The organism is Vogesella perlucida (assembly GCF_979366545.1).
Map to the genome: position 1 here is coordinate 272244 of NZ_CEETRO010000004.1, position 23700 is coordinate 295943.

At 62.6% G+C, this 23700-nt stretch carries 27 protein-coding genes; 19 read left to right on the forward strand and 8 right to left on the reverse strand.

Annotated features, from left to right (window positions below; all coding sequences use genetic code 11):
• The first annotated feature begins 18 nt into the window (after positions 1 to 18).
• The 9 genes from queA (at position 19) to ACZ9XP_RS08000 (ending at position 6338) form a co-directional block, all read left to right on the forward strand.
• On the forward strand, positions 19 to 1044 hold the full coding sequence (queA, locus tag ACZ9XP_RS07960) for a tRNA preQ1(34) S-adenosylmethionine ribosyltransferase-isomerase QueA (RefSeq protein WP_147682661.1): 1026 nt from the start codon (positions 19 to 21) through the stop codon (positions 1042 to 1044).
• Positions 1045 to 1048: 4 nt separating this feature from the next.
• The gene (locus ACZ9XP_RS07965) at positions 1049 to 1420 is read left to right on the forward strand and encodes a gamma-butyrobetaine hydroxylase family protein (protein WP_147682663.1); all 372 of its coding nucleotides are present in this window, start codon (positions 1049 to 1051) and stop codon (positions 1418 to 1420) included.
• Positions 1421 to 1422: 2 nt separating this feature from the next.
• Positions 1423 to 2157 carry a bifunctional demethylmenaquinone methyltransferase/2-methoxy-6-polyprenyl-1,4-benzoquinol methylase UbiE gene (gene ubiE, locus ACZ9XP_RS07970; protein WP_147682666.1) on the forward strand — a complete coding sequence of 245 codons (735 nt, stop codon included), beginning with the start codon at positions 1423 to 1425 and terminating at the stop codon, positions 2155 to 2157.
• The gene (locus tag ACZ9XP_RS07975; RefSeq protein ID WP_147682668.1) at positions 2157 to 2714 is read left to right on the forward strand and encodes a M15 family metallopeptidase; all 558 of its coding nucleotides are present in this window, start codon (positions 2157 to 2159) and stop codon (positions 2712 to 2714) included. The genes ubiE and ACZ9XP_RS07975 overlap by 1 nt, the downstream gene beginning before the upstream one ends.
• Positions 2711 to 3385: a YiaD family glycine zipper/OmpA-like lipoprotein gene (locus ACZ9XP_RS07980; RefSeq protein WP_147682671.1), complete on the forward strand. Its 675-nt coding sequence runs from the start codon at positions 2711 to 2713 to the stop codon at positions 3383 to 3385. Before ACZ9XP_RS07975 ends, ACZ9XP_RS07980 begins: the two co-directional genes overlap by 4 nt.
• Positions 3386 to 3388: 3 nt before the next feature.
• A complete protein-coding gene (locus ACZ9XP_RS07985; protein WP_147682674.1) occupies positions 3389 to 3715 on the forward strand; it encodes a DMT family transporter in 327 nt (108 codons plus the stop codon).
• 1 nt (position 3716) lies between these two features.
• Positions 3717 to 4298: a sterol-binding protein gene (locus tag ACZ9XP_RS07990; RefSeq protein ID WP_147682676.1), complete on the forward strand. Its 582-nt coding sequence runs from the start codon at positions 3717 to 3719 to the stop codon at positions 4296 to 4298.
• A 14-nt stretch (positions 4299 to 4312) separates the two neighbouring features.
• On the forward strand, positions 4313 to 5839 hold the full coding sequence (ubiB, locus tag ACZ9XP_RS07995; protein WP_147682678.1) for a ubiquinone biosynthesis regulatory protein kinase UbiB: 1527 nt from the start codon (positions 4313 to 4315) through the stop codon (positions 5837 to 5839).
• A 142-nt stretch (positions 5840 to 5981) separates the two neighbouring features.
• Positions 5982 to 6338: a carboxymuconolactone decarboxylase family protein gene (locus ACZ9XP_RS08000; protein ID WP_147682681.1), complete on the forward strand. Its 357-nt coding sequence runs from the start codon at positions 5982 to 5984 to the stop codon at positions 6336 to 6338.
• Positions 6339 to 6359: 21 nt separating this feature from the next.
• Here the strand turns inward: ACZ9XP_RS08000 and ACZ9XP_RS08005 are convergent, their stop codons facing one another.
• Together ACZ9XP_RS08005 and ACZ9XP_RS08010 are read right to left on the reverse strand one after the other, a co-directional pair.
• Positions 6360 to 6704, reverse strand: coding sequence for a GlpM family protein (locus tag ACZ9XP_RS08005; RefSeq protein ID WP_147682682.1), 345 nt, complete (start codon positions 6702 to 6704; stop codon positions 6360 to 6362).
• Positions 6704 to 7072 carry an Mth938-like domain-containing protein gene (locus tag ACZ9XP_RS08010; RefSeq protein ID WP_147682865.1) on the reverse strand — a complete coding sequence of 123 codons (369 nt, stop codon included), beginning with the start codon at positions 7070 to 7072 and terminating at the stop codon, positions 6704 to 6706. The genes ACZ9XP_RS08005 and ACZ9XP_RS08010 overlap by 1 nt, the downstream gene beginning before the upstream one ends.
• Positions 7073 to 7235: 163 nt before the next feature.
• On the opposite strand from ACZ9XP_RS08010, the gene ACZ9XP_RS08015 reads away from it, so the two are divergent.
• The 4 genes from ACZ9XP_RS08015 (at position 7236) to thrC (ending at position 11727) form a co-directional block, all read left to right on the forward strand.
• Positions 7236 to 8465: a pyridoxal phosphate-dependent aminotransferase gene (locus tag ACZ9XP_RS08015; protein ID WP_147682684.1), complete on the forward strand. Its 1230-nt coding sequence runs from the start codon at positions 7236 to 7238 to the stop codon at positions 8463 to 8465.
• Between the two features lie 227 nt (positions 8466 to 8692).
• Positions 8693 to 10003 carry a homoserine dehydrogenase gene (locus tag ACZ9XP_RS08020; RefSeq protein ID WP_147682686.1) on the forward strand — a complete coding sequence of 437 codons (1311 nt, stop codon included), beginning with the start codon at positions 8693 to 8695 and terminating at the stop codon, positions 10001 to 10003.
• Positions 9996 to 10319, forward strand: a complete 324-nt coding sequence (locus ACZ9XP_RS08025) for a hypothetical protein (RefSeq protein ID WP_147682688.1) — start codon at positions 9996 to 9998, stop codon at positions 10317 to 10319. Before ACZ9XP_RS08020 ends, ACZ9XP_RS08025 begins: the two co-directional genes overlap by 8 nt.
• A 1-nt stretch (position 10320) precedes the next feature.
• A complete protein-coding gene (thrC, locus tag ACZ9XP_RS08030) occupies positions 10321 to 11727 on the forward strand; it encodes a threonine synthase (RefSeq protein WP_147682690.1) in 1407 nt (468 codons plus the stop codon).
• Between the two features lie 110 nt (positions 11728 to 11837).
• Here thrC and ACZ9XP_RS08035 read toward each other — a convergent pair whose 3' ends face one another.
• A complete protein-coding gene (locus ACZ9XP_RS08035; protein WP_465188238.1) occupies positions 11838 to 13931 on the reverse strand; it encodes an autotransporter outer membrane beta-barrel domain-containing protein in 2094 nt (697 codons plus the stop codon).
• A 96-nt stretch (positions 13932 to 14027) separates the two neighbouring features.
• Here ACZ9XP_RS08035 and flgA point away from each other — a divergent pair, with 96 nt between their 5' ends.
• The 5 genes from flgA to ACZ9XP_RS08060 all read left to right on the forward strand — a co-directional run bounded on the left by flgA (position 14028) and on the right by ACZ9XP_RS08060 (position 18203).
• Positions 14028 to 14759, forward strand: coding sequence for a flagellar basal body P-ring formation chaperone FlgA (gene flgA, locus ACZ9XP_RS08040; protein ID WP_147682695.1), 732 nt, complete (start codon positions 14028 to 14030; stop codon positions 14757 to 14759).
• A 70-nt stretch (positions 14760 to 14829) separates the two neighbouring features.
• A complete protein-coding gene (gene flgM, locus ACZ9XP_RS08045) occupies positions 14830 to 15132 on the forward strand; it encodes a flagellar biosynthesis anti-sigma factor FlgM (protein ID WP_147682697.1) in 303 nt (100 codons plus the stop codon).
• A gap of 35 nt (positions 15133 to 15167) precedes the next feature.
• A complete protein-coding gene (locus tag ACZ9XP_RS08050; protein ID WP_438698350.1) occupies positions 15168 to 15632 on the forward strand; it encodes a flagella synthesis protein FlgN in 465 nt (154 codons plus the stop codon).
• Between the two features lie 75 nt (positions 15633 to 15707).
• Positions 15708 to 16625: a CobD/CbiB family protein gene (locus ACZ9XP_RS08055; protein ID WP_147682701.1), complete on the forward strand. Its 918-nt coding sequence runs from the start codon at positions 15708 to 15710 to the stop codon at positions 16623 to 16625.
• Positions 16626 to 16730: 105 nt separating this feature from the next.
• Positions 16731 to 18203: a DEAD/DEAH box helicase gene (locus tag ACZ9XP_RS08060; protein ID WP_465188239.1), complete on the forward strand. Its 1473-nt coding sequence runs from the start codon at positions 16731 to 16733 to the stop codon at positions 18201 to 18203.
• Positions 18204 to 18320: 117 nt separating this feature from the next.
• On the opposite strand, the gene ACZ9XP_RS08065 is transcribed toward ACZ9XP_RS08060, so the two are convergent.
• The 5 genes from ACZ9XP_RS08065 to ACZ9XP_RS08085 form a co-directional block, all read right to left on the reverse strand.
• Positions 18321 to 18887: a LutC/YkgG family protein gene (locus ACZ9XP_RS08065; protein ID WP_465188240.1), complete on the reverse strand. Its 567-nt coding sequence runs from the start codon at positions 18885 to 18887 to the stop codon at positions 18321 to 18323.
• Positions 18884 to 20269 (reverse strand): lactate utilization protein B, encoded by a 1386-nt coding sequence (locus tag ACZ9XP_RS08070; RefSeq protein ID WP_465188241.1) that lies wholly within the window; start codon positions 20267 to 20269, stop codon positions 18884 to 18886. The genes ACZ9XP_RS08065 and ACZ9XP_RS08070 overlap by 4 nt, the downstream gene beginning before the upstream one ends.
• Positions 20266 to 21021 carry a (Fe-S)-binding protein gene (locus tag ACZ9XP_RS08075; RefSeq protein ID WP_147682709.1) on the reverse strand — a complete coding sequence of 252 codons (756 nt, stop codon included), beginning with the start codon at positions 21019 to 21021 and terminating at the stop codon, positions 20266 to 20268. Before ACZ9XP_RS08075 ends, ACZ9XP_RS08070 begins: the two co-directional genes overlap by 4 nt.
• Before the next feature lie 100 nt (positions 21022 to 21121).
• The gene (locus tag ACZ9XP_RS08080; RefSeq protein ID WP_147682711.1) at positions 21122 to 22000 is read right to left on the reverse strand and encodes a cation diffusion facilitator family transporter; all 879 of its coding nucleotides are present in this window, start codon (positions 21998 to 22000) and stop codon (positions 21122 to 21124) included.
• A 70-nt stretch (positions 22001 to 22070) separates the two neighbouring features.
• Positions 22071 to 22616, reverse strand: a complete 546-nt coding sequence (locus ACZ9XP_RS08085; protein ID WP_147682713.1) for a hypothetical protein — start codon at positions 22614 to 22616, stop codon at positions 22071 to 22073.
• Between the two features lie 76 nt (positions 22617 to 22692).
• On the opposite strand from ACZ9XP_RS08085, the gene ACZ9XP_RS08090 reads away from it, so the two are divergent.
• The gene (locus ACZ9XP_RS08090; protein ID WP_147682715.1) at positions 22693 to 23682 is read left to right on the forward strand and encodes a serine/threonine protein kinase; all 990 of its coding nucleotides are present in this window, start codon (positions 22693 to 22695) and stop codon (positions 23680 to 23682) included.
• Positions 23683 to 23700 lie beyond the last annotated feature (18 nt).

The window sequence follows — 23700 nt, forward strand, 5'->3', positions numbered from 1 at the left end:
TTCCAAAAGATACCCGCCATGCACGTTTCCGACTTTGACTACCACCTTCCCGACAACCTGATCGCGCAGCACCCGCCGGCCGTGCGCGGTGCCAGCCGCTTGCTGCTGGTCAACGGTACTACGCTGGCTGATGCGCAGTTTTCCGCTTTTGCCGACGCCCTGCAGGCCGGCGACGTGATGGTGTTTAACGATACCCGCGTGATCAAGGCGCGCCTGTTTGGCGAAAAAGCCAGCGGCGGCAAGATCGAGGCGCTGGTAGAACGTGTACTGGACGAACATCACGTGCTGGCTCACGTGCGCGCCAGCAAGTCGCCCAAGCCGGGCACGCTGCTGGTTTTTGCCGGCCGCTGGCAGGCCGAGATGGTCGAGCGCGTGGGCGAGCTGTTCCGCCTGCGTTTTCTGGATGCGGCCAACGTATTCGATATTTTGGATGCCTCCGGCAAGCTGCCGCTGCCACCCTATATCGAGCGCGATACCGACGGTGACGACGACGAGCGTTACCAGACGGTGTATGCGCGCGAAAAAGGCGCGGTTGCCGCGCCGACCGCGGGTCTGCACTTTACCGACGACATGCTGCAGCAGTTGGCCGCAAAGGGCGTAAAACTGTGCAATGTGACGCTACATGTTGGTGCAGGCACTTTCCAGCCGGTGCGGGTGGATAATATTGCCGATCACAAGATGCACAGCGAGATCTACGATATTCCGCAAGCTACCGTGGATGCCATTCACACCGCGCATGCGGCCGGCCGTAAGGTGCTGGCCGTTGGCACCACCAGCATGCGCGCGCTGGAATCTGCCGCCCGTGGCGATGGCGTGCTGAAAGCGGGCCGTGGCGAGACCGATATCTTTATTACGCCCGGCTACCGTTTTAACGTGGTGGACAAGCTGCTGACCAACTTCCACCTGCCCAAATCCACCCTGCTGATGCTGGTGTCGGCCTTTGCCGGCTACACCGAAATGCGTGCTGCCTATGCGCACGCGGTGGCGCAGCAATACCGTTTTTTCAGCTATGGCGATGCCATGCTGCTGACCCGCAAGGACTAAGCCCATGAGCGGTTTGACTCACGATAGCGCCAGCCCGCAGGACATCATCCTGCACGCTGTATCGCGCCAGCTGGAGATCAGCTTTGACGACGGCGCGCGTTTCACGCTGCCGGCCGAATACCTGCGTGTGTACTCGCCGTCTGCCGAGGTGCGCGGGCACGGTGTGGGCAACGAGGTACTGCAAACCGGCAAGCTGCACGTGGCCATTTCCGGTCTGGAGCCGGTAGGGCACTATGCGCTGAAGATTGTTTTTGACGATGGCCACGACAGCGGCCTGTATAGCTGGGCCTACCTATACGAGCTGGGCGTGAAGCACGACCAGTACTGGCAGGATTATCTGAATCGCCTCGCCGCCGCAGGCGCGAGCAGGGAGTAAGCATGGACAACCAGACGCATTTTGGTTTTAAAACCGTCGACGAAAGCGAAAAGGCGGGCAAGGTGGCCGAGGTATTCCACTCGGTAGCGCAAAAGTACGACGTGATGAACGACCTGATGTCGGGCGGCCTGCACCGCGTATGGAAGCACTTCACCCTGACCACGTCCGGCGTGCGTGCCGGCGACAAGGTGCTGGACATCGCCGGCGGTACCGGCGACCTGGCGCGTGGCTGGGCCAAGCGTGTGGGCAAGAGCGGCGAAGTGTGGCTCACCGACATCAACAGCTCCATGCTGACCGTTGGCCGCGACCGCCTGCTGGACGAGGGCATGATCCTGCCGGTGTCGCTGGCGGATGCCGAAAAGCTGCCGTTCCCAGACAACTACTTCAATGCGGTGTCGGTGGCCTTCGGCCTGCGCAACATGACGCATAAAGATGCCGCGCTGAAAGAGATGTTCCGCGTGCTGAAGCCGGGCGGCAAACTGTTCGTGCTGGAATTTTCCAAGGTCTGGAAGCCGCTGTCGCCGTTCTACGATTTCTACTCGTTCAAGGCGCTGCCGGTGATGGGCAAGCTGGTGGCCAATGACGCCGACAGCTACCAGTACCTGGCTGAATCCATCCGCATGCACCCGGATCAGGAAACCCTGAAGCAGATGATGCTGGACGCCGGCTTTGGCCGCGTGGACTACCACAATATGACTGGCGGCGTGGTAGCACTGCATAAAGGCATCAAGTTCTGATGCAGGACGCGCTGGCCGTGCGCCTGGCCGAGCTGGGCATCGATACCGAAAGGTTGGCCGCACGTGGCCTGCAGCCTTACGCCGAGGCCGACGCCGCCAGCCTGGTGCTGGCTGATGTGAACGACGCCGGGCGCGAGTTCCACCTGCTAGCCGGCGCTGCCGCAGCCTGGCAGGCCATGCGCGACGCCGCTGCCGCGGACGGCGTCACGCTGTTTCTGGTATCGGCCTTTCGCAGTGTGGCGCGGCAGCACGAGATCGTGGCCGCCAAGCTGGCGCGTGGTCAGTGCCTGGATACCATCCTGGCCGTGAGCGCTGCCCCCGGCTACAGCGAGCACCACACCGGCTGTGCCATCGATATCGGTACCCCCGGTTCGCCGGTACTGGAAGAAGATTTTGAAACCACCCCGGCTTTTACCTGGCTGCAACAGCATGCGGCCAACCATGGCTTTGCCATGAGCTTTGGCCGGGACAACGCCAGCGGCTACTTGTACGAGCCCTGGCACTGGTGCTGGCAAGACCCTGCCACCCAACCTACATCGAAAGGACTTACCGCATGAAACACCTCTCCAAACTCGGCATCGTGACCGTGGTTTCCGCTGCCTTGCTGGCCAGTGGTTGCGCCTCGGTAGACCTGGACCAATACACCAATACCCAGAAGGGTGCCGTACTAGGCACCATCGGTGGCGCCGTACTGGGCGCAGCCGTGGCAGGCAAGGGAAACCGTAACAAGGGCGCGGTGATTGGTGCTATCGGTGGCGGCCTGGCCGGTGCCGGCGTGGGCGCTTATATGGATAAACAAGCGCAGGATTTCGAAAAACAGCTGGCACCGCAGATCCAGTCTGGCGCCATCGAGCTGAGAAAAAACGCCGACCACAGCCTGACTGTGACCATGACCTCGGCCACCGCGTTTGATACCAACTCCGCCAGCCTGAAACAGGCCTTCCTGCCGACGCTGTCCACCATCGGCAGCATCGTGAAGCGTTACGGCAAGACCACGCTGGATATCGAAGGCCATACCGACGCCAGCGGTAACGACAAGATCAACCAGCCGCTGTCCGAACAGCGCGCTGCCGCCGTGCAAAGCCAGTTGGCCAGCCTGGGCGTACAGCCGGAGCGCATGAGCGCCGCCGGCTACGGCGCCAGCCGCCCGCGTGGTGACAACAAGACCGAAGCCGGCAAGCAGCTGAACCGCCGTGTGGAAATCCAGATCGTGCCGGTGGTGCAGTAAGGCATGAACGCCTGGCTGATGCTGGCGGCGGCGATAGCGGCAGAGATCGCCGCGACGTCGTCGCTGAAGCTGGCCGCCGGCTTCACCCGCCCGCTGCCCTCGCTGGTGGTGGTGGCGGGCTACGTGCTGGCGTTCTGGCTGCTGTCACAGGTGGTACAGCGGCTGGATCTGGGCGTGGTATACGCCATCTGGTGTGGCGTGGGCATGGCGGTTGTCGCGGCCGTGGGTGTGTTTTACTACGGCGAAGGCATGCCGCCGCTGAAGTTGGCCGGCATCGTGGCCATCATCATTGGCACTGTTTTATTGAGTCTGGCCAGCAAGGGGCACTGACATGGGTTTGCGTATTGCAGCGTTTAATCACGTGCTGAACCAGCACCCGGCGGTACGTGCCGAGCTGGCACAGCACGCCGGGCGGCGTATCGGTATCAGCCTGCCACCATTCGACCTGGCAGGAGTCGTGACCAGCGATGGCTGGCTGGCCGCCTGCGAGGGTGAGCCGGAAGCGCGCCTGCGCCTGAAGCACAGCGTGGCGCTGGCGCAGCTATCCGGCCAGGAGCCTGCCATGGGCGACATCGTACTGGAAGGCGATACCGAGCTGGCCGCCAGCGTTGGCCGCATCGTGCGCCAGCTGCAGTGGGATGCCACCGAAGACCTGTCGCGTGTGGTAGGCGACGTGGCCGCCCACCGTGTGCAGGGCTGGTTGCGCGGCTTGTTCGGCATCAAGGGTGAAATCGGCGGCCGCCTGATGGAAACCTGGGTAGAGCACCTGCGCGAAGAAGCGCCGCTGCTGGCCAAGAAAACCGACGTGGCCGATTTTGTCAGCGCGGTAGATACCCTGCGCGAAGACGCCGACCGCCTGCAAAAACGCCTGACGCTGCTGGAAGCGCGTGCGGCCAACCTTCGCCAACCATAACAATAAAGCCCATCATGCGTATTGCGCGTCTGTTCAAGATTGTTTCCGTGTTTTACCGCTTTGGCCTGGACGACTTCCTGGCCGGCCGCCCCAAAGTAGGGCTGCTTGCCAAGCTGTTCCGCCTGCTGCCTGTGCCGCGCGACACCGCTGCGCCACTACCGCAGCGCGTGCGCCTGGCGCTGGAGCATCTGGGGCCGATCTTCATCAAGTTTGGCCAGGTGCTGTCTACCCGCCGTGACCTGCTGCCGCCCGATTACGCCGACGAGCTGGCGCGGTTGCAAGACCGCGTGCCGCCGTTTGACAGCGCCATTGCGCGCGAGGTGATCGAGCGCAGCTTTGGCCAGCCGCTGGCCGATATTTACGCCGAGTTCGACAACGTGCCGGTGGCCAGCGCCTCGGTGGCGCAGGTGCACCGCGCGCGCCTGCACGGCAGCCACGGCCAGCCGGGCAAAGACGTGGCGGTAAAAGTATTGCGCCCCGGCATCTTGCCGGTGATCGAGCAGGACCTGGCGCTGATGGCGGTACTGGCCGGGTTGGTGGAGCGCTTTTTGCCCGACGGCAAACGCCTGAAACCGCGCGAAGTGGTGGCCGAATTCGACCGCCACCTGCACGACGAGCTGGACCTGATGCACGAGGCCGGCAACGCCAGCCAGCTGCACCGCAACTTTATCGGTAGCGACATGCTGCTGGTGCCCGAGGTGTACTACGACTATACCCGGCGCGAGGTGATGACCATGCAGTGGATGGACGGCATCCCGGTGGGGCAGATAGACCGCCTGCGCGCCGCCGGGGTGGACCTGAAACAGCTCAGCCGCTTTGGCGTGGAAATCTTCTTTACCCAGGTGTTCCGCCACGGTTTCTTTCACGCCGACATGCACCCGGGCAACATTCTGGTGGCGGCCGATGGCCGCTACATCGCGCTGGATTTCGGTATTGTCGGCAGCCTTACAGACACCGACAAACACTATCTGGCGGTGAACTTCCTGGCTTTCTTCAACCGCGACTACCACCGCGTGGCCACCGCGCATATCGAATCCGGCTGGGTGCCCAAAGACACGCGGGCCGAGGAGCTGGAAGCGGCCATCCGTACCGTGTGTGAGCCCATCTTCAACAAGCCGCTGTCGCAGATCAGCTTTGGCATGGTGCTGCTGCGCCTGTTTGAAACCAGCCGCCGCTTCAATGTGGAAATCCAGCCGCAGCTGGTGCTGCTGCAGAAAACCCTGCTGAATATTGAGGGCCTGGGCCGCCAGCTGGACCCGGAGCTGGACTTGTGGGATACCGCCAAGCCCTTCCTGACCAAGTGGATGAACGAGCAGATCGGCTGGCGCGGCCTGCTGCGTACGCTCAAGCATGAGGCCCCGCAGTGGGCTACCACGCTGCCGGCCATCCCGCGCAAGCTCAGCGAGGCGCTGTCTGGCCAGGCGACCGAGCTGGTGGTGCAGGGGTATATCCAGCTGATGCGCGAACAAAAAACGCAGAACTTCCTGTTGAAGCTCATTGCACTGCTGCTATTGGTATTGCTGCTGCAGCGCTACCTGTAGCCGGGTGTGACCGGCAAAAGCGACAAGGCCGCCCATGGGCGGCCTTGTCGCTTTTGTGCGCCAGAGTTGGCCGCATGCTTGCTATGTGGCATACAATATATAAAAATATAAAACGTAAGCCACTTAATCATCAGGAGCCAGCATGCAGCACGACTACCAAGACCTTACCGCCACCCTGTCCACCAAGCTGGCCGACCTGCGCCGCGAGATACCCGACACCATGAAAGGCTTTGGCCAGATGAGCCGTGCCGCGCTGGCCGACAGCGCGCTAAGCACCAAGCACAAGGAGCTGATCGCCATGGGTATCGGCATTGCCGCCCGCTGCCAGGGCTGCCTGGGTTTTCACGCCAAGGCGCTAGTGGAGCTGGGCTGTAGCCGCGCCGAATTCATGGAGATGTTGCAAGTGGCGGTGTATATGGGCGGCGGGCCATCGTTGATGACCGCCGCCGAGGCGCTGCTGGCCTACGAGACATTTGGTGGGGAAAAAGTCGCGGCCTAGCCAGCGGCGCTGCCGGCCGGGCTAGCCATGCCAGTGCTGCCAGCCCCACAGCAGCAGGGCGGCAGCCACCAGCCAGCACAGGGTGGCCAGCAACAGGGTAGCAGCGAGCGGCAGGCGCACACTCAGCAGGTATACGGCCAGCAGGTAGAGGGCGTAGGGCAGCAGGGCGCATAGCCCGAACAAAGCGGTTTGCTGCAGGTTGGCCGCACTGCGGCTGCGGCCAACGATGTAGTGTGCAATCAGCGCAAAGGTGGGAAACAGCGGTACCAACCCGGCCACAAAGAAATAGCGGCTGCCGGACAGCCACTGGATCAGCAGCACCGCCAGCGCGCCCAGCAGGCACTTGCCCAGCAGGGCGATATCCATCAGCTGCCCAGCAGGGCGGCCACGACTTTGCGGTCTTCTGCCAGCAGGATGTTGTAGGTACGGCAGGCCGCGCTGGTGTCCATCACTTCCACACCGATACCGGCGTTGGTTAGCGCCGCACTCAGGCGCGGGTGCGGGAAGCGCAGCGTGGGGCCGCTGCCAAAAATCACCAGCTCCGGCTGCAGTGCCAGCAGCTGGGTAAAGTGCGCTTCTTCCAGCGCCGCAAAGTTGGCCGGCGCCCACGGCGTAATGCTGTCGGCGCTCACGATCAGGCTGCCTTCGTGGCGTTCACGGTTGATCTCGACATAGCCCGCGCCGTGCGCGGTAAACAGGTTGGCACCTGCAGTTTTGGCTTCGTGCAGCTTCATGATGAAATCCTGTTGGCTGGTGTAGTGCAGTGCACCACGGTTTGGGATAGGATTATACCCCGCCTGGCCAGAATGCCAGGGCCGGATACGCCCGCCGCTTGCGGCAGACCACAGGACAAACGACAGGTGGCCCGTGCCACCGCAGAAGACGGTAACACCCCTCATGCAGCCTATCCAGAAATCCCAGAAACTTGCCAACGTCTGCTACGACATTCGCGGCCCGGTGCTCGAACACGCCAAGCGGATGGAGGAAGAAGGCCACCGTATCATCAAGCTGAATATCGGCAACCCGGCGCCTTTCGGTTTCTTCGCCCCGGACGAGATCATCGAGGACGTTATCGTCAACCTGCAGAACGCGTCCGGTTACTGTGATTCCAAGGGCTTGTTTGCCGCGCGCAAGGCCATCATGCATTACGCGCAGCAGAAGCATCTGCCCCAGGTGGGCATGGAAGACATCTACATTGGCAACGGCGTGTCCGAGCTGATCGTGATGGCCATGCAGGCGCTGCTGGATAACGGCGACGAAGTGCTGGTGCCCGCACCGGATTACCCGCTGTGGACCGCCGCCGTCAGCCTGGCCGGCGGCCAGCCGGTGCACTACCTGTGCGACGAGAACGACGGCTGGATGCCGTCCATTGCCGACATCCGCGCCAAGATCACGCCGCGTACCAAGGCGCTGGTCATCATCAACCCGAACAACCCCACCGGGGCACTGTACCCCGATCACGTGCTGCAACAGCTGGTAGAGGTGGCGCGTGAATTCGGCCTGCTGCTGTACGCCGATGAGATCTACGACAAGGTGCTGTACGACGGTGCCACCCACACCTCCATCGCCTCGCTGGCGCCGGACCTGATGGTGTGCACCTTCAACGGCCTGTCCAAAAACTACCGTGCCTGCGGCTACCGTGCTGGCTGGATGATTTTGTCCGGCGACAAGCGCCGCGCCAAAGACTACATCGAAGGCCTGAACATGCTGGCCTCGATGCGCCTGTGCGCCAACGTGCCGGCGCAGTACGCCATCCAGACCGCACTGGGCGGCTACCAGAGCATCGACGACCTGGTGGCACCGGGCGGCCGCCTGGCGCGCCAGCGCGACCTGGCCTACAAGCTGCTCACCGATATTCCGGGCGTGAGCTGCGTCAAGCCGCAAGGCGCGCTGTACCTGTTCCCGCGGCTGGACCCGGCGGTTTACCCTATCGAAGACGACCAGCAGTTCATTCTGGAGCTGCTGCAGCAAGAGCGCGTGTTGCTGGTGCAGGGCAGTGGCTTCAACTGGATTGCGCCGGATCACTTCCGCGTGGTATTCCTACCTAATAGCGACGATCTGACCGAAGCCATCGGCCGCATCGCCCGCTTTCTGGAAAACTACCGCAAACGCCACGGTACCGCATGAACACACTTGCCCGCGCCGCACAGCAGCACCGCCTGCCCAAGCGACAGGCGCGGGTAGCTCATGAATGAAGCAAAGGGGCGTGCGCGCCCCTTTGTGCTGTCTGCGGCCAAGCCATGGTTGGCCGCAGCGTAGAAATAAAAAGCTGGGAAACAAACCAGCAGCTGCCACCGGCAGCAGGCCGACGTGCCAGGGAAACTTGAAAACCGAAACAGCAGGAGTATTCAACAATGAAGCCGATCAATATTGGCCTGATGGGGGTGGGAACAGTCGGTGGCGGTGTCGCCACCGTATTGAAGCGTAACGCGGAAGAAATCAGCCGCCGTGCCGGCCGCGACATCCGCCTGACCATTGCTTCCCGTCGTAATGTAGAGCAAGCCCGTGAGCTGGTTGGCGCCGACGTCACCGTGGTGGCCGATGCGTTTGCCGTGGTGAACCACCCTGATGTGGACATCGTGGTCGAGCTGATCGGTGGCGATACCGTGGCCAAAGAGCTGGTACTGCAAGCCATTGCCAACGGCAAGCACGTGGTTACCGCCAACAAAAAGCTGCTGGCGGTACACGGCAACGAAATTTTTGCCCGCGCGCAGGAAAAAGGCGTGATGGTGGCGTTTGAAGCGGCGGTGGCCGGCGGTATTCCCATCATCAAGGCGCTGCGCGAAGGCCTGTCGGCCAACCGTATCGAATGGCTGGCCGGCATCATCAACGGCACGTCCAACTTCATCCTCAGCGAAATGCGCGAGAAGGGTGCCGACTTTGCCGACGTGCTGAAAGAAGCCCAGGCACTTGGCTACGCCGAAGCCGACCCGACCTTTGACGTGGAAGGCCACGATGCCGGCCACAAGCTCACCATCATGGCTGCCATCGCTTTTGGTATCCCGATGCACTTTGATCAGTGTTATCTGGAAGGTATCAGCCAGCTGGCCGGCAAGGACATCCAGTACGCCGAAGAGCTGGGCTACCGCGTGAAGCTGCTGGGCCTGACCCGCCGCACCGAACAAGGCGTGGAGCTGCGCGTGCACCCGACGCTGATCCCCGAGCAGCAGCTGATTGCCAATGTAAACGGCGTGATGAACGCAGTGCTGGTACGCGGCGACGCCATCGGCCAGGCGCTGTTCAACGGCCCGGGCGCCGGCGCGCTGCCCACCGCGTCGGCCGTGGTAGCCGATATTGTCGACGTGGCCCGCCTGCTGACCTCCGACCCGGAACACCGCGTGCCGCACCTGGCTTTCCAGCCAGACCAGCTCAAAGACCTGCCTATCCTGCCGATGGGCGACGTGGTCAGCAGCTACTACCTGCGCATCCAGGCCATCGACCGCGCTGGCGTGATGGCCGACATCACCCGCCTGCTGGCCGAGAACGGCATTTCCATTGAAGCGCTGATCCAGAAAGGTTCTGCTGCCGATGGTTCTGCCGAGATCGTGATCCTCACGCACCGCGTGCTGGAAAAAGCGGCCAACGCCGCCATTGCCGCCATCGAGGCACTGGACAGCGTTGCGGGCAAGGTCGTGCGCCTGCGCATGGAAGAGCTCAATGGCTAAGCGTCTGCTTATCCTGTTGGCCGCCAGCAGCCTGCTGGCGGGCTGCGCCACGCTGGCCCCGCGCCAGCTGGCGCAGGACCGCATGAACGACGCCTGCAAAAGCAAGATCGCCAGCACGCCGCTGCTGCCCTTGCTGAGCTCGCCAAGCAAGATCAACGGTTATTGCAGCTGTGCCAGCGACAAGCTGGTGTCCGGCCTGAGCAACAGCGAGCTGCTGGAAGTGTCGGCCAAAGGCAAAGACATTCTGGCCGAGCCTGCCTGGCAGGGCCGTTTGCTCAATGTGGGCCTGCAATGCCTGAATACACTGGTTCGATAACATGAAATACATCAGCACCCGTGGCGGCATGGCGCCGCTGTCATTTTCCGACACCATCCTGATGGGCCTGGCGCCGGACGGCGGCCTGGCGCTGCCGGAAAGCTACCCGCAGGTTGGCCGCGCCCAGCTGGACGCCTGGCGCGACCTGTCCTACGCCGAGCTGGCGTTCGAGATCATCCGCCTGTTTGCTACCGATATCCCGCAAGACGACCTCAAGGCCATGCTGGCACGCACTTACACCGCCGAGGTGTACGGTAGCGAGGCCATCACGCCTGTGAAGCGTCTGCACGACGGCCTGGTGATTCTGGAACTGTCCAACGGCCCCACGCTGGCGTTCAAGGACATGGCCATGCAGTTTCTGGGCAACCTTTTCGAGTACGTGCTGGCCAAAAAGGGCGAGCAGCTGAACATTGTGGGCGCCACCTCCGGCGACACCGGTTCTGCTGCCGAGTACGCCATGCGTGGCAAGCAGGGCATCAATGTGTTCATGCTGAGCCCGGACGGCCTGATGAGCCCGTTCCAGCGCGCGCAGATGTACAGCCTGCAGGATGCCAACATCCACAACATCGCCATCAAGGGCATGTTTGACGACTGCCAGGACATCGTGAAGGCGGTACAGAACGACCACGACTTCAAGCGCCAGTACAAGATCGGCACCGTCAACTCCATCAACTGGGCTCGTGTAGTGGCGCAGGTGGTGTACTACTTCAAGGGCTACTTCAACGCCACCAGCAGCAACGACGAACAAGTCAGCTTCTGCGTGCCGTCCGGCAACTTCGGCAACGTCTGCGCTGGCCACATCGCCCGCCAGATGGGCCTGCCGGTACAACGCCTGATCGTGGCCACCAACGAGAACGACGTGCTGGACGAGTTCTTCAAGACCGGCCGCTACCAGCCGCGTGGCACTGCTAATACGTGGGTGACCTCCAGCCCGTCGATGGACATCTCCAAGGCGTCCAACTTCGAGCGTTTCGTATTCGACCTGCTGGGCCGTGACGGCGCCGCCGTAGCAGCACTGTGGGCCGAGGTGGACGCCGGCCGCGGTTTCGACCTGGGCGACAAGCTGTCGCAGATCCGCGAACAGTTCGGTTTTGTCTCCGGCAAGAGCAGCCACGCTGACCGCTTGGCTACGATCCGCACGGTAGACGCCGAGGACAGCGTGGTGGTGGACACTCATACCGCTGACGGCATCAAGGTCGCGCGCGAAGTGCGCCTGCCCGGCGAAACCATCGTCTGCCTGGAAACCGCGCTGCCGGCCAAGTTTGCCGACACTATCCGCGAAGCGCTGAATCGCGATGCACCGCGCCCGGCCGGTTTCGAGGGCCTGGAAGACCTGCCGCAGCGGGTCACGGTGTTTGATGCCGACGCCAGCGCGGTGAAGGCCTACGTACGCCAGGCACTGAGCTAAATCGCCACAAGCAGAACCCCGACCCCTTCCGCCAGGAAGGGGTTTTTTTATGGCCACCCCGAAAGAAAAAGCCCGCCAGACAATGGCGGGCGGGGTCAAGGTTGGCCGCATCAGAAGCTGGCAACCAGCCCCAAGTTGTAGCGCGTGCCGTTGCCGCCTTTGTGGCCACTGCTGCCATTGGCCTGGATAAAGCCATGCATGCCTTTGCCTAGCGACACGGTGGCGCCGGTTTGCCATTCTGCCCAGCTGGTATCTGGCTGGCTGCCACTCACGGTGAACTCGCCCTGGGTGCCGTACACGCCGCTGCGCAGGGTAGGTGCTTCGTCGTTCTGCTCTTGTTTCAGGCTCAGCATCAGGTAAGGGGTGACGTGGCCCAGCGTAGCTTGTAGCGCCCAGCCGGCCTGCAGGATGGTGGAGTCCAGCACCTGCTTGCCAAAGCGCATGCTGGTGCTCTGGTTGCCTTGTTCGCTAAAGGCGGCCACATGGCCGCGCTGCATGGCGATGCCGGCAAAGGGGCCGGTGAGCAGCATGCCCTGCTGCATGCGATAGCCGGCTGTCAGGCGCAGGCTGTTGTGATTAGCGCGGCTGCTGCCGGTTTCCTGGCGTTTGACGCTGCCCAGGTCGGCCATGCGGCGTGTATCGATATCGGCAACCCCTAGCGTGGCATCGCCATCCAGCCACAGGCCACCATTGCGGTAGTTGGCACTGGCGCTCATCAGGCTGTGGTGGCTGTCGTAGCTGCCCAGGCTGCCTACGCTGGTGTCCAGCTTGCCCTGGGTGAAGGCCACCCCTACGCTCAGCGACGGGGTGGACTGGTAATCCACGCCCACGGTCAGCAGCTCGCCCTTGGCCTGTTCACCGTTGCGGCCAACGTCCTGCTTGCCCCCGCTCACGCTGCTGAAGGCACCCACGGTACCCACCGCGCGTTGTTCGTGGTCCAGTGCACGGGCGCGGGCATCCAGCGTGCTGCCCAGCCGGCTGCTGGCCGCTGCCGGGACATTGGCCAGCGCCTCGGCAAAGTAGGGGGCTTGCAGCAGGCTGGCAAAATAGTTGCCCAGCAGGGCGTGTACGGTAGGCGTGGGGTGGCGGTCGTCGGCAAACAGGTAGCTCAGGCTGCCAGTGACGTTGGCACTGGTGCAGACCAGCGACGAGGTGGTACCGCAGGCCGGGCCGGTGACGTTATCAATGCCATAGAGTGCCGGGTTGGCCAGCGCTTCGGCAAACAGGGCGTTGACGTTGGCGCGCACCACATTGGCCCCGCTGGCCGCGATAGCGCCATCCGCAGTGGTGTTATAAAGCGTGGACAGGTTGTTCAGGCCGGTTTTGCTGGTGTTGTAGCCGTCGGTGACTTGTTGCAGCGTGGCTGTAAATACCGGGCCACTGGTGGCGCCGCTACTGAGTGCCGCGGCCAGTGTGGCCAGGGCTGTATTTTTCAGCGTGTCCTGCTCTGTGGCACTCGGTGTGGCAATGCTGCGCAGTACGTTGGCCACGGCGGTTTTCAGTGCGTTGGTTTGTGTGGCATTCAGGCTTTGTTGGGCCGCTATGGTGTCGATAACCGCATACATGGCCGCGGGGGTATTGCCGAAAGCGGGCAGGTTGGGGGCGATAATCAGCTTGGCGCCCGCATTGTTCAGTATGCCAACCTGGGTGGCCAGGCTATTGGCAGCTGCCGTGGCCACGGTGGCCGCATTGCTGCTGCCTGCACCCGCAGCGGTAGGAATGTCGTTGCCGCCACTCCAGACAAAGTACACTGCCTTCGGGTCTGCCTTACCGCCATTGGCCGATAGATAGTCTTGCACTTGTTGTGGTAGGTCGCGGATGTCCAGCCCGCCGGGGCCGGCAGTCTGGGTGCTGCTGCTGTTGGGCAGCGTAGCGCCGGTGGCGTAGGTGACGGACTGGGCGCCGCCCTGGGCAAAGTTGTTGCCGCTGGTGCCCAGCGAGCTGGCGGCATTGCTGGCGCTGACGCTCAGGCCCAGCTTGCCGGCCAGAATATTGGCGTGGTTGGCCGCATTATTGGTGGTCCAGCGTGCATCGGATGGCAGCATAATGAAACCGCCGGAACCATTCGGGACGGCCTGGCCACCAAAGGCACCCGTGTCGGTCAGGCTGTCGCCAAAAAAGTAGATATTGCTATAGCTGGTGCCAGCAAATGTGGCAGGGGATAGCAGCGCGGCCATAACGGCAGCGCGGAGTGTCATGCGCATGGTGAAGCTCCTCGTGTTGTGTCTGGCCTGTGGCCAGCGTGTGTTTTTTATATTTTTTTAGAGCATAAGCTCGTTTGTTGCGGTCGATTAAAACAAATGTTCGATAAGGCCGTGTTTGTCTACCTGTTGTTGTACTGGCGTTACAATGCGGACATGAATCGACACATACTTTTTCTTTTGCCCGCCTGGCTGTTGCTGGCAGCCAGCGTACTGGCCGCCGAAGTGCGGTTGCCAGAGAAAGCCGCTGCGGCTTTTTTGCAAGCGCAGAAAGGCGATGACGGCTATGCGTATCGTCTGGCTTTGCAGCGGCAGAAAGCGTCCATGCCGAATTGCCCGCAAGATCTGCAAGTGGGTTGGCCCGCCGGCAGCACTGGCCCGCGCAGCTATGTGGAAGTGAGCTGCGCTGCATCAGGCTGGACCTTGCGCCTGACCGTGCAAGCCAGCGAGCTGCCCATGGCGCTGGTCACGACGCGTCTGGTGCGCAGCGGCGAGGTATTGCAAGCCGAGGATGTGCGCCTGGCCGCCATCAATCGCAATCAGGTGTCACAAGGGCTGCGCGACCCGCAGCAAGTGCTAGGCCGCATGATGACGGCTACCGTGCCAGCCGGTACGGTGCTGCAGGGCGGCCAGCTGCGGATACCTTATGTTGTCAAAATGAATCAGCCGGTGCGGCTGCAGGCAAAGGGCGATGGTTTTGTGATTGGCAGCGATGGCACCGCACTGGGTAATGCTGGCGTGGGTGAGCGCGTGAATGTACGTGTGGGAAACGGCAAGGTGGTCGCCGGTGTGGTAGAACAGGACGGCAGTGTTTCCGTGCTGGTGCCCTAAAAAAAGCGTCAAGTTTCGGATTTTTCGGGCGATAATAGAAATAACCGATAAAAAGCAGTGCAGGTAAATCATGAAAATCGACAACTCAGGCAAGGTTGCAGCCAGCTACACTGCACCAAGCCGTACCAGCCCGAAAGAAAGCGATGCAAGTGCCAAGGCATCTTCGCGTGCCGATGGCGGTGAAAGCGTTGCGATCAACCCGTTTGCCAGCCGCTTGCAGGGCATGGAGCAAGCTGCAGCTGCAGCGCCTGCTTTCGATGCAGACAAAGTGGCTTCGATCAAGGCCGCCATTGCCGCCGGCGAGTTCAAGATCAATCCGGGCGCCATCGCCGACAGCCTGATTGCTTCGGCACAGGAGCTGCTGGCGCGGTAAACTGCCTGTCAAGGCTGATAACCGGATAGATGCAAATGGATGTAGCAGTATTCCTGGCCTCGTGCCAGTCTGAAATGGCCTTGCTGGAAACGCTGCAGGTAACCCTGCAGCAGGAACAGCAGGCCATTTTGCGTATGAATGCTTTTCAGATAGAAGAGCTGGCGCTGCAAAAAATGCAGCAGCTCAAACAGCTGGCCGAGCTGCGTGCACAGCGCTTGGCGCTGCAGCAGGCTGCCGGTATCGCGCAGCAGGACGACTGGTTGCCATGGTTGCAGCAGGCACCGGATGAAGTGCAGCACTGCTGGCAGTCGCTGGAGCTGGCACTGTTACGCCTGAAAGCGCTGAACGATCTGAATGCCGGCATGGCCGACGAACGCATGCGCTTTGCTACGGCTGTCATCGATACCCTGCGTGGTGCCATGCAAGGCGTGGATGGCTATGGCCGCCATGGCACGCTGTCTTCAGGTGTAGGTGGCTCCCGCCGCCTGGGGTCTGCCTGAGCGCCGCCGCCCGCCTGATGACGGTTTTGTGGTATCTTCCACCGCGGGCCACAACCAATCCCTTTCCGCAGACCCATGACCCTGATTTCACTTATTGCCGCGCTGGTTCTGGAGCAATTCCGCCCCCTGGGCAACCGTAACCGGGTGCTGTTGCTGTTCATTCGTTACGCCAACCATCTGGAGCGTACCTTGAATGCAGGCTACAACCGCCATGGTGTGTTGGCCTGGCTGGCAGCCATGGTGCCCGTACTGCTGCTGGCAGGCGGGGGGTTCTACCTGCTGTGTGCCATCAGCCCGGTGCTGGGTTTTGTGTGGAATGTGCTGGTGCTGTACCTGACCATGGGTTTTCGCCATTTTTCCAGCTACTTCTCGGAGATTTCCCTAGCCTTGAATGATGGCCAGGAGCTGGAAGCCAAGCAGGCACTGGCGAGCTGGACCAACCAGCCCACTGCCGAGCTGAGCATTGGCGAGGTGTCTCGCCTGGCGATAGAGCAGGGGGTGGTCGATAGCTACCGCCACGTGTTTGGTACCATGTTCTGGTTTGTGTTGTTGCCCGGCCCGACTGGGGCCGTGCTGTACCGTTTTACCCAGCTGTTGGCCCAGAAATGGGGTGGCCGTGCTGCCGATGACCTGTTTGGCCGCTTTGCCGGCCGTGCCGGTGAATGGCTGGACTGGCTGCCGGTACGCCTGACGGCAGCGAGCTTCGCCGTGATGGGTGACTTCGAAGACGCCGTTTACTGCTGGCGCTCGCAAGCCCGCACCTGGGGCAACTACGCTACCGGCATCTTGCTGGCATCGGCCGCCGGTGCGCTGGGTGTCAAGCTGGGCGACCCGCTGCGCCAGAACTACACCATCAATTTCCGCCCCGAACTGGGTGTGGGTGATGAAGCCGACCCGCAGTACCTGAAGAGTGCCGTGGGTCTGGTGTGGCGCACGGTACTGCTGTGGCTGTTCGTGATTCTGCTGATCAGTGTGGTCAGCCTGTTCGGCTAGTGCCGGACGCATGATGCGCCGCCAGGCACTGGCGGCGCTTCGCTTTTTAATCGTTCATAAACGGCTTTGCCCAATAAAGCGGGCAAGGCTGATGGAGTTCCTGACATGTCGTTTGCCGAGCTAGGCCTGGCACCTGAAATCCTGCGTGCCATCGACGAAATGGGGTACTCGGAAGCTACCCCCATCCAGGCCAAGGCCATTCCGCTGGTGCTGTCCGGCCGAGATCTGCTGGCTGCCGCGCAAACCGGTACCGGCAAGACTGCCGCTTTCCTGCTGCCTATCCTGGAGCGTCTGAAAAAGTTTGCCAACCCCAGCGTCTCGCCGGCCATGCACCCGGTGCGTGCGCTGATCCTGTCGCCCACACGCGAGCTGGCCGACCAGATCGGCGTGAATGCCAAGGCGTATACCAAATACCTGCCCCTGCGCACGACCACCGTGTACGGTGGCATGAACATGGACCCGCAGGTTGCCGAGCTGCGCCGTGGTATCGAAATCGTTATCGCCACCCCGGGCCGCCTGCTGGACCACATCCAGCAAAAAACCATCCAGCTGAACAAGGTAGACGTGCTGGTGCTGGATGAAGCCGACCGCATGCTGGACATGGGCTTTATCCAGGACATCCGCAAGATCATGTCGCTGCTGCCCAAAGAGCGCCAGACCCTGCTGTTCTCCGCTACCTTTGCCCCGGAGATCAAACGGTTGGCTGCAGACTTCATGCGCGACCCGCAAACGGTTGAAGTGGCGCGTCAGAACTCGACCAACGCCCAGGTCGAACAGCTGGTCTTTGCCGTAGACGGTTTCCGCAAGCGCGCTTTGCTGTCCTACCTGATTCGCCAGCGCGAAATGAGCCAGGTCATCGTGTTCTGCAAGACCAAGATCTCGGCCGACCAGCTGTCGCGAGACCTCAAGCGCGATGGCCACGCAGCCGAAGCCATCCACGGCGACAAGGCACAAAGCGCCCGCCTGGAAACGCTGGAACGCTTCAAGAGCGGTGAGGTGAAGGTACTGGTCGCTACCGACGTGGCGGCCCGTGGTCTGGATATTTCCGAGCTGCCTTTCGTGGTGAACTACGAAATGCCCAACTCGCCGGAAGACTACGTGCATCGTATTGGCCGTACCGGCCGCGCCGGTGCATCTGGCGTGGCGATCTCGCTGATGAGCCCGGATGAAACCCGCCAGCACGAGTCGATCGAAAAGCTCACCAAGCAAACCCTGACGCCGCTGCCGCTGCCAGAGGGCTTTGGTGGCCGCCCGCCGCGTGACGAGGCCGATACCGCACCGCGCCGCGAGCGTAGCGAACGCCCGGAGCGTACCGACCGCGCAGAGCGCCCGGAGCGCACCGACCGCCCGGACGCCCCGCGCCGCAGTGAACGCGCAGAGCGTAGCCCGTCGCTGTTTGGCGACAAGCCGCGCCGCGAGAGCCGCCATGCAGCGGATAGCCGCGAGCCACGCGACACGCATGACGAGGGCGAAGGCCGCAAGACGGTGAAGCTGGGCATCGGCGGGCGTATTCTGCCGCAGCGCCAGCGTGAGGTGCCGGCGCTGTTGCTGCCACCGCGTTACAAGGTAGAGCGCTGAGCCATTGGCGCAATCATGAAAAGCCACCGAAAGGTGGCTTTTTTGCGTCTGCGGCCAACGTTGGCCGCAAAAAAAGCGGCCACGCGGGCCGCTAAAGGAAGCAACAACTTACTGCAATCAGACAAAGATCACCAGCGCGGCCATGGCGCCGTGTGCGCCCATTACCAGGCTTTGTTCGATATCGGCGGTGCGCGAGCTGCCGCTGATGAAGCCGCCAAAGCCCTGTTCGCGGATGGCGATGCGGCGGTAGGCGTCGCGCATGGTATCCACGATGGCATCGCGCGGCACCACCAGCACCAGCTTCTGGGTCAGGAAGTAAATCGAGCGCCACTGGTTGTCGGCGTGGCTTACCCATACGGCGGCGCTTTCTGCCACGGCTAGCTCGCCGGGTACGATGGCCACGTCTACGTCGTGCCAGGCGTGCGGGCTGGGGCTTTCCTCGTGGCCGGTTACCGTCAGGTCTACCAGGCGGCCGTGTTGCGGCCAACGTTGCTGTACCACGCTTTGCACGCTGTCGCCGTCGGCTAGCTGCACGGCGTCGCCGCCCAGGTTGCGCACCAGGGTGCAAAAGGCGTCGAACTTGTCGTCAAAGGTGATGAATGGCACCGCGTCGATATCCGGCAGCGCCGGGCCTTGCGGGCGGTTCTGGCGCAGCCGCGCCAGGATTTTTGCTTGGCTGCTCATGCTTTTTTGTCCTTCTGGCGGGCTTGCCACATTTCCTTGAAGCTCTGCTCCGGCATCTCCGGCAGGGCACGACCGGGGCGCGACCACGCGCTGTGGCGAGTCAGGCTTTCCGGCACGATGGGCACCACCTTGCGCATGACCTTGCCGCCACTATCCATCAGCGACGGGTGCTGGGTGAGGAAGCGCATGGCCAGCAGGCCCATTTTCTTGGCCGGCTTGAGCGTGCCGGCGTCGAAGGCGCGTTTGCGCTGCAGCACCAGCTGTTCGTGCAGGTTGATCTTCACCGGGCACACATTGCTGCACGAACCACAGGTGGTGCAGGCAAAAGCCATGCTGCCGTGCTTTTTGATGTCACGGCTGGGCCCCAGGGTCGAGCCGATGGGGCCGGGGATGATGTAGCTGTAGCTGTGGCCGGTACTGCGGCGGTACACCGGGCAGGTGTTCATGCAGGCACCGCAGCGGATGCAGCGCAGGCTCTGGTAGAAGTCGTCGTTGCCCAGAATGTCGCTGCGACCATTGTCTACGATGACGATGTGCATCTGGCCACCTGGGCGCGCACGGTGGAAGTGCGAGGTGTAGGTGGTGATGGGCGAGCCGATGGCCGAGCGCGCCAGCAGGCGGGTAAACACGCCCAGGTGTTCCAGCCGCGGAATGATTTTTTCCAGGCCCATGCTGGCGATATGGATGGGTGGCAGGGCGGAGCCCAAGTCGGCGTTGCCTTCGTTGGTGCACACCACCACGCCACCGGTTTCGGCGATGGCGAAGTTCACGCCGGTCAGGCCGGCGTCGGCGGTAAGAAAGTGCTCGCGCAGGTTGGCGCGGGCGGCGTGGGTCAGGTAGGTGGGGTCGTTATTGCCTGCCTCGGTGCCCAGCTCGCGGTGGAACAGCTCGGAGATCTGTTCTTTTTTCAGGTGGATGGCCGGCATCACGATGTGGCTGGGCGGCTCCTGGCGCAGCTGTACGATGCGCTCGCCCAGGTCGGTATCAATCACTTCGATGCCGTGCTGTTCCAGATAGGGGTTCAGCCCGCACTCTTCGGTGAGCATGGACTTGGACTTCACCAGTTTCTTGACGCCCCCCGCCGCCAGGATGCCGTGCACGATGCGGTTATGCTCGTCGGCGTCGGCTGCCCAGTGTACGGTGACGCCGTTCTTTTCGGCATTGGCCTGGAACTGCAGCAGGTAGTCGTCCAGCCGCGACAGCGTGTGCGCCTTGATCTGCTGGGCCAGTGCGCGCAGCTGTTCCCATTCCGGCAGCTGTTTGGCCTGCATGTCGCGTTTCTGGCGTACCCACCAGATGGCGCTGTCGTGCCAGCGCGCTTGTTCGCGGTCTTGCAGGAAGGCGGCAGCGGCTTCGGCGTGGTGAATATTGTCGTTCTTCATGCTGCACCCCCGCGGCCGGTCAGGATTTCTACAATATGCAGCGGGCGGATAGGGCGGCAGCGGTGGCGGATAATACCGCCCATGTGCATCAGGCACGACGGGTCGGCGCCCACGATGTACTGCGCGCCGGTAGCTTCGTGCTGGGCCACGCGGTCTTCGCCCATGGCCACCGATACTTCCGGCTCGTCCACACTGAAGGTGCCGCCAAAACCGCAGCATTCGTCACGCCGTTCCGGCTGCTTGACCTCGATACCGTCTACCAGCTGCAGGATGCGCTCCAGCCGCGAGTGGTAGGGGATCATCAGCTCGGACGGTGCGGCATGGTGCAGCTCGCGCAGGCCGTGGCAGCTTTGGTGGATGGACACGGTATGCGGAAAGTACACCGGTTTGGGCAGCGCGTTGATTTTGAGGATGTCCTGCAGGAATTCCACGATCTCGTACACCCGCGGCTGCATGGCCTGGTAGTCGCTATCGCCAGACAGGTACCAGCCATAGTGGTGTTTGACGTGCGAGGTACAGCTGCCGGATGGCGAGACGATGTAATCGTAATCCTTGAAAATGCCGGTAAACCGGCGCGCCGCGTCACAGGCGCCCTGGCTGTCGCCGTTATTGCTTAAAGGTTGGCCGCAACAGGACTGTGCCAGCGGGTAGTGCACGTCCACGCCGTAGCCCTCCAGCAGCTCGGCGGTGGCCATGGCCACGTGCGGGTACAGTTCGTTGACGAAACAGGGGATGAAAAGGGCGACTTTCATGGCGGTGTGCAGTTCTCCGGCGCGATGCCCACTAGGGCTTGTCCTGATTAAAGCTGCCCCCGCGCCGAATGCCAATGCGGATTTACCCTTGCGCTGTGGCCTATACCGGGTCGATGTGGGTCATCACGTCCAGCACCGGGTGGTTCGCTACTACGCGATCGCGGGCCTGGGCGGCAATGTCGTGGCCCTGGCGTACGGTCAGGCTGCCGTCTATTTCCAGGTGCACATCTACCTGGATATGGTCGCCCAGGCGGCGGGTGCGCAGGTCGTGTATGCCCTGTACGCCGGGCGTGGCCAGCAGCGCCTGGCGGATGGCGGCCACGGTGTCGTCGTCGGCGGCGCGGTCCATCAGGTCGTGCAGCGCATCCCAGGCAAACTGCCAGCCAGTGCGGCCTACCATGAAGCCCACCAGCGCTGCGGCCAACGGGTCCAGCCAGGTGTAGCCCAGCAGGTTGCCGCCGATACCGATGGCCACCACCAGCGAGGAGGCGGCATCAGCACGTGCATGCCAGGCATTCGCTACCAGCATGCTGGACTTCACTCGTGTGGCCACCGCCAGCATGTAGCGGAACAGGCCTTCTTTGGACAGCAGGGTAAACAGCGCTACGTATAGCGCTAGCGGGTGCACGGGCCCCAGCGCGGTGGGGCTGATGATCTTGTTGCCCGCGCCCCACAGCATGCTGCAGCCTGCGGCTAACAGCAGGGCACCCAGTATCAGCGAGGCAGCGGTTTCGTAACGGTAATGGCCGTACTGGTGGTCATGGTCGGGGGCTTTGCTGCTGTGTTTGCGCGCCAGCAGGGCGACAAAATCCGCGAGCAGGTCGGACAGCGAGTGCAGCGCATCGGCAATCAATGCTTGCGATCCTGCAAAAAAGCCCGCCAGCAGCTGTGCGTTGGTCAGGACAATATTGACTGCCACGCTCACCCACAGGCTGCGTTGGGCGGCTTGGTGCTGCGGGCTGGTAGCTGGGCTGGTCATGGTGTCTTCGCAAAAAGCGCTAGTGTGCAATGAGGGGCTGAAGGCAGGCTTAAGGTGCCAGCCCGTTGCCTCAGTTGGTGTCGGGCTCGTCCAGTGGCGGCAACGTACCCAGCAGGTCAGTGAGCAGGCTTTGCGTCAGCCAGCCAGGTACGTCTTGTATCTGCCAGCCGGCTTTGTCCGCACACAGGGCCAGCGTACGCAGGAATCGGTGAAAGCCGGCGCGGCTCTGGCGCATATTGATGTTCTGTGGCCCCACGGTAAAGCTGATGCTGGCGTAGTCGCTACCGGCTTGGGCATCCAGCCCCGTGCACACCGGTATGCTGCCGCTGGCGGGCAGCGCAGGGGAGTTCTGTGCGAACTTCATGCCGCCGCCCATGCCCGGCTGGTCTGCTAGGTCTTCCTCGTTCATGGCCATGCGGTGTTCCAGCGCAATGCGTTGCTCGCTGCTACCGGCCCCCGGTACGCCTTCGCCCGGTACGGCGCGGGCAAACAGCGCGGCAATATCCCGCAGGATGGACTGGGTCAGGTAACGCGTCAGCCAGAGCTGGTGGCCGCCGGGCTGTATCAGCACCAGCAGGCGGTCTTCGGCTTCGAAGTAAGTAAAGGATAGGCTCATGCCACGATGGTAAGCCTTGGCGGCTGCCACTGCAAAGGTTGGCCGCAGCCAGTGTGCAGCGCGCATAATGCTGGGCATGGATACCTTACACCCCTATACCGCGCTGACTCCCGACCTGATGCTGGATGCGGTGGAAAGCAGCGGCTTGCGTTGCGATGGCCGCATGCTGGCGCTGAACAGCTACGAAAACCGTGTTTACCAGGTAGGCATGGAAGATGGCCCGCCGCTGATTGCCAAGTTTTACCGCCCCGGCCGCTGGCAGGACGCACAGATTCTGGAAGAGCACGCCTTTGCCTGCCAGTTGCAAGACGCCGAAATCCCGGTGGTGGCACCGCTGGCGTTTGCCGGCCAGACGTTGCTGCAATGGCAGGGCTTCCGCTTTGCCCTGTTTCCGCGCCGTGGCGGGCGTGCGCCGGAGCTGGAAGACGAAGCCACGCTGGAATGGCTGGGGCGGTTTCTGGGGCGCATCCACGCCATTGGCCGCAGCCAGGCTTACCAGACGCGCCCGGTGCTGACGGTGCAAACCTTTGGCCACGACGCGCTGCGCATCATCGAAAGCGGTGGCCACCTGCCTGCCCACCTGGCGGCGCGCTTTAGCCAAGTAGCACAGGCGGTCATCCGCATGGCCGAGGCAGCCTTTGCCACCTTGCCTGCGCTGAACATGCTGCGCACGCACGGCGATTGCCACGCGGGGAATGTGATGTGGACGCCGGATGGCCCGCATTTTGTCGACCTGGACGACAGCCGTATGGCACCGGCTATCCAGGATATCTGGATGCTGCTCAGTGGCGAGCGCGAGCAGCAGTCGGCGCAGTTGGCCGCCATCCTGGCGGGCTATGAGGAGTTTTGTGATCTGGATTACCGCGAGCTGCGGCTGATCGAGCCACTGCGCAGCCTGCGCCTGCTGCACTACTGCGCCTGGCTATCGGCCCGCTGGGCTGACCCGGCTTTCCCTGCCGCCTTCCCGTGGTTTGGCAGCGAGCACTACTGGCTGGAGCGCATCAATGAGCTGGAGCAGCAGCTGGAAGCCATGCAGCAGCCGCCATTGTGGTCCATGCCGGCCTGATGCCGGTTTTGTCGCCCG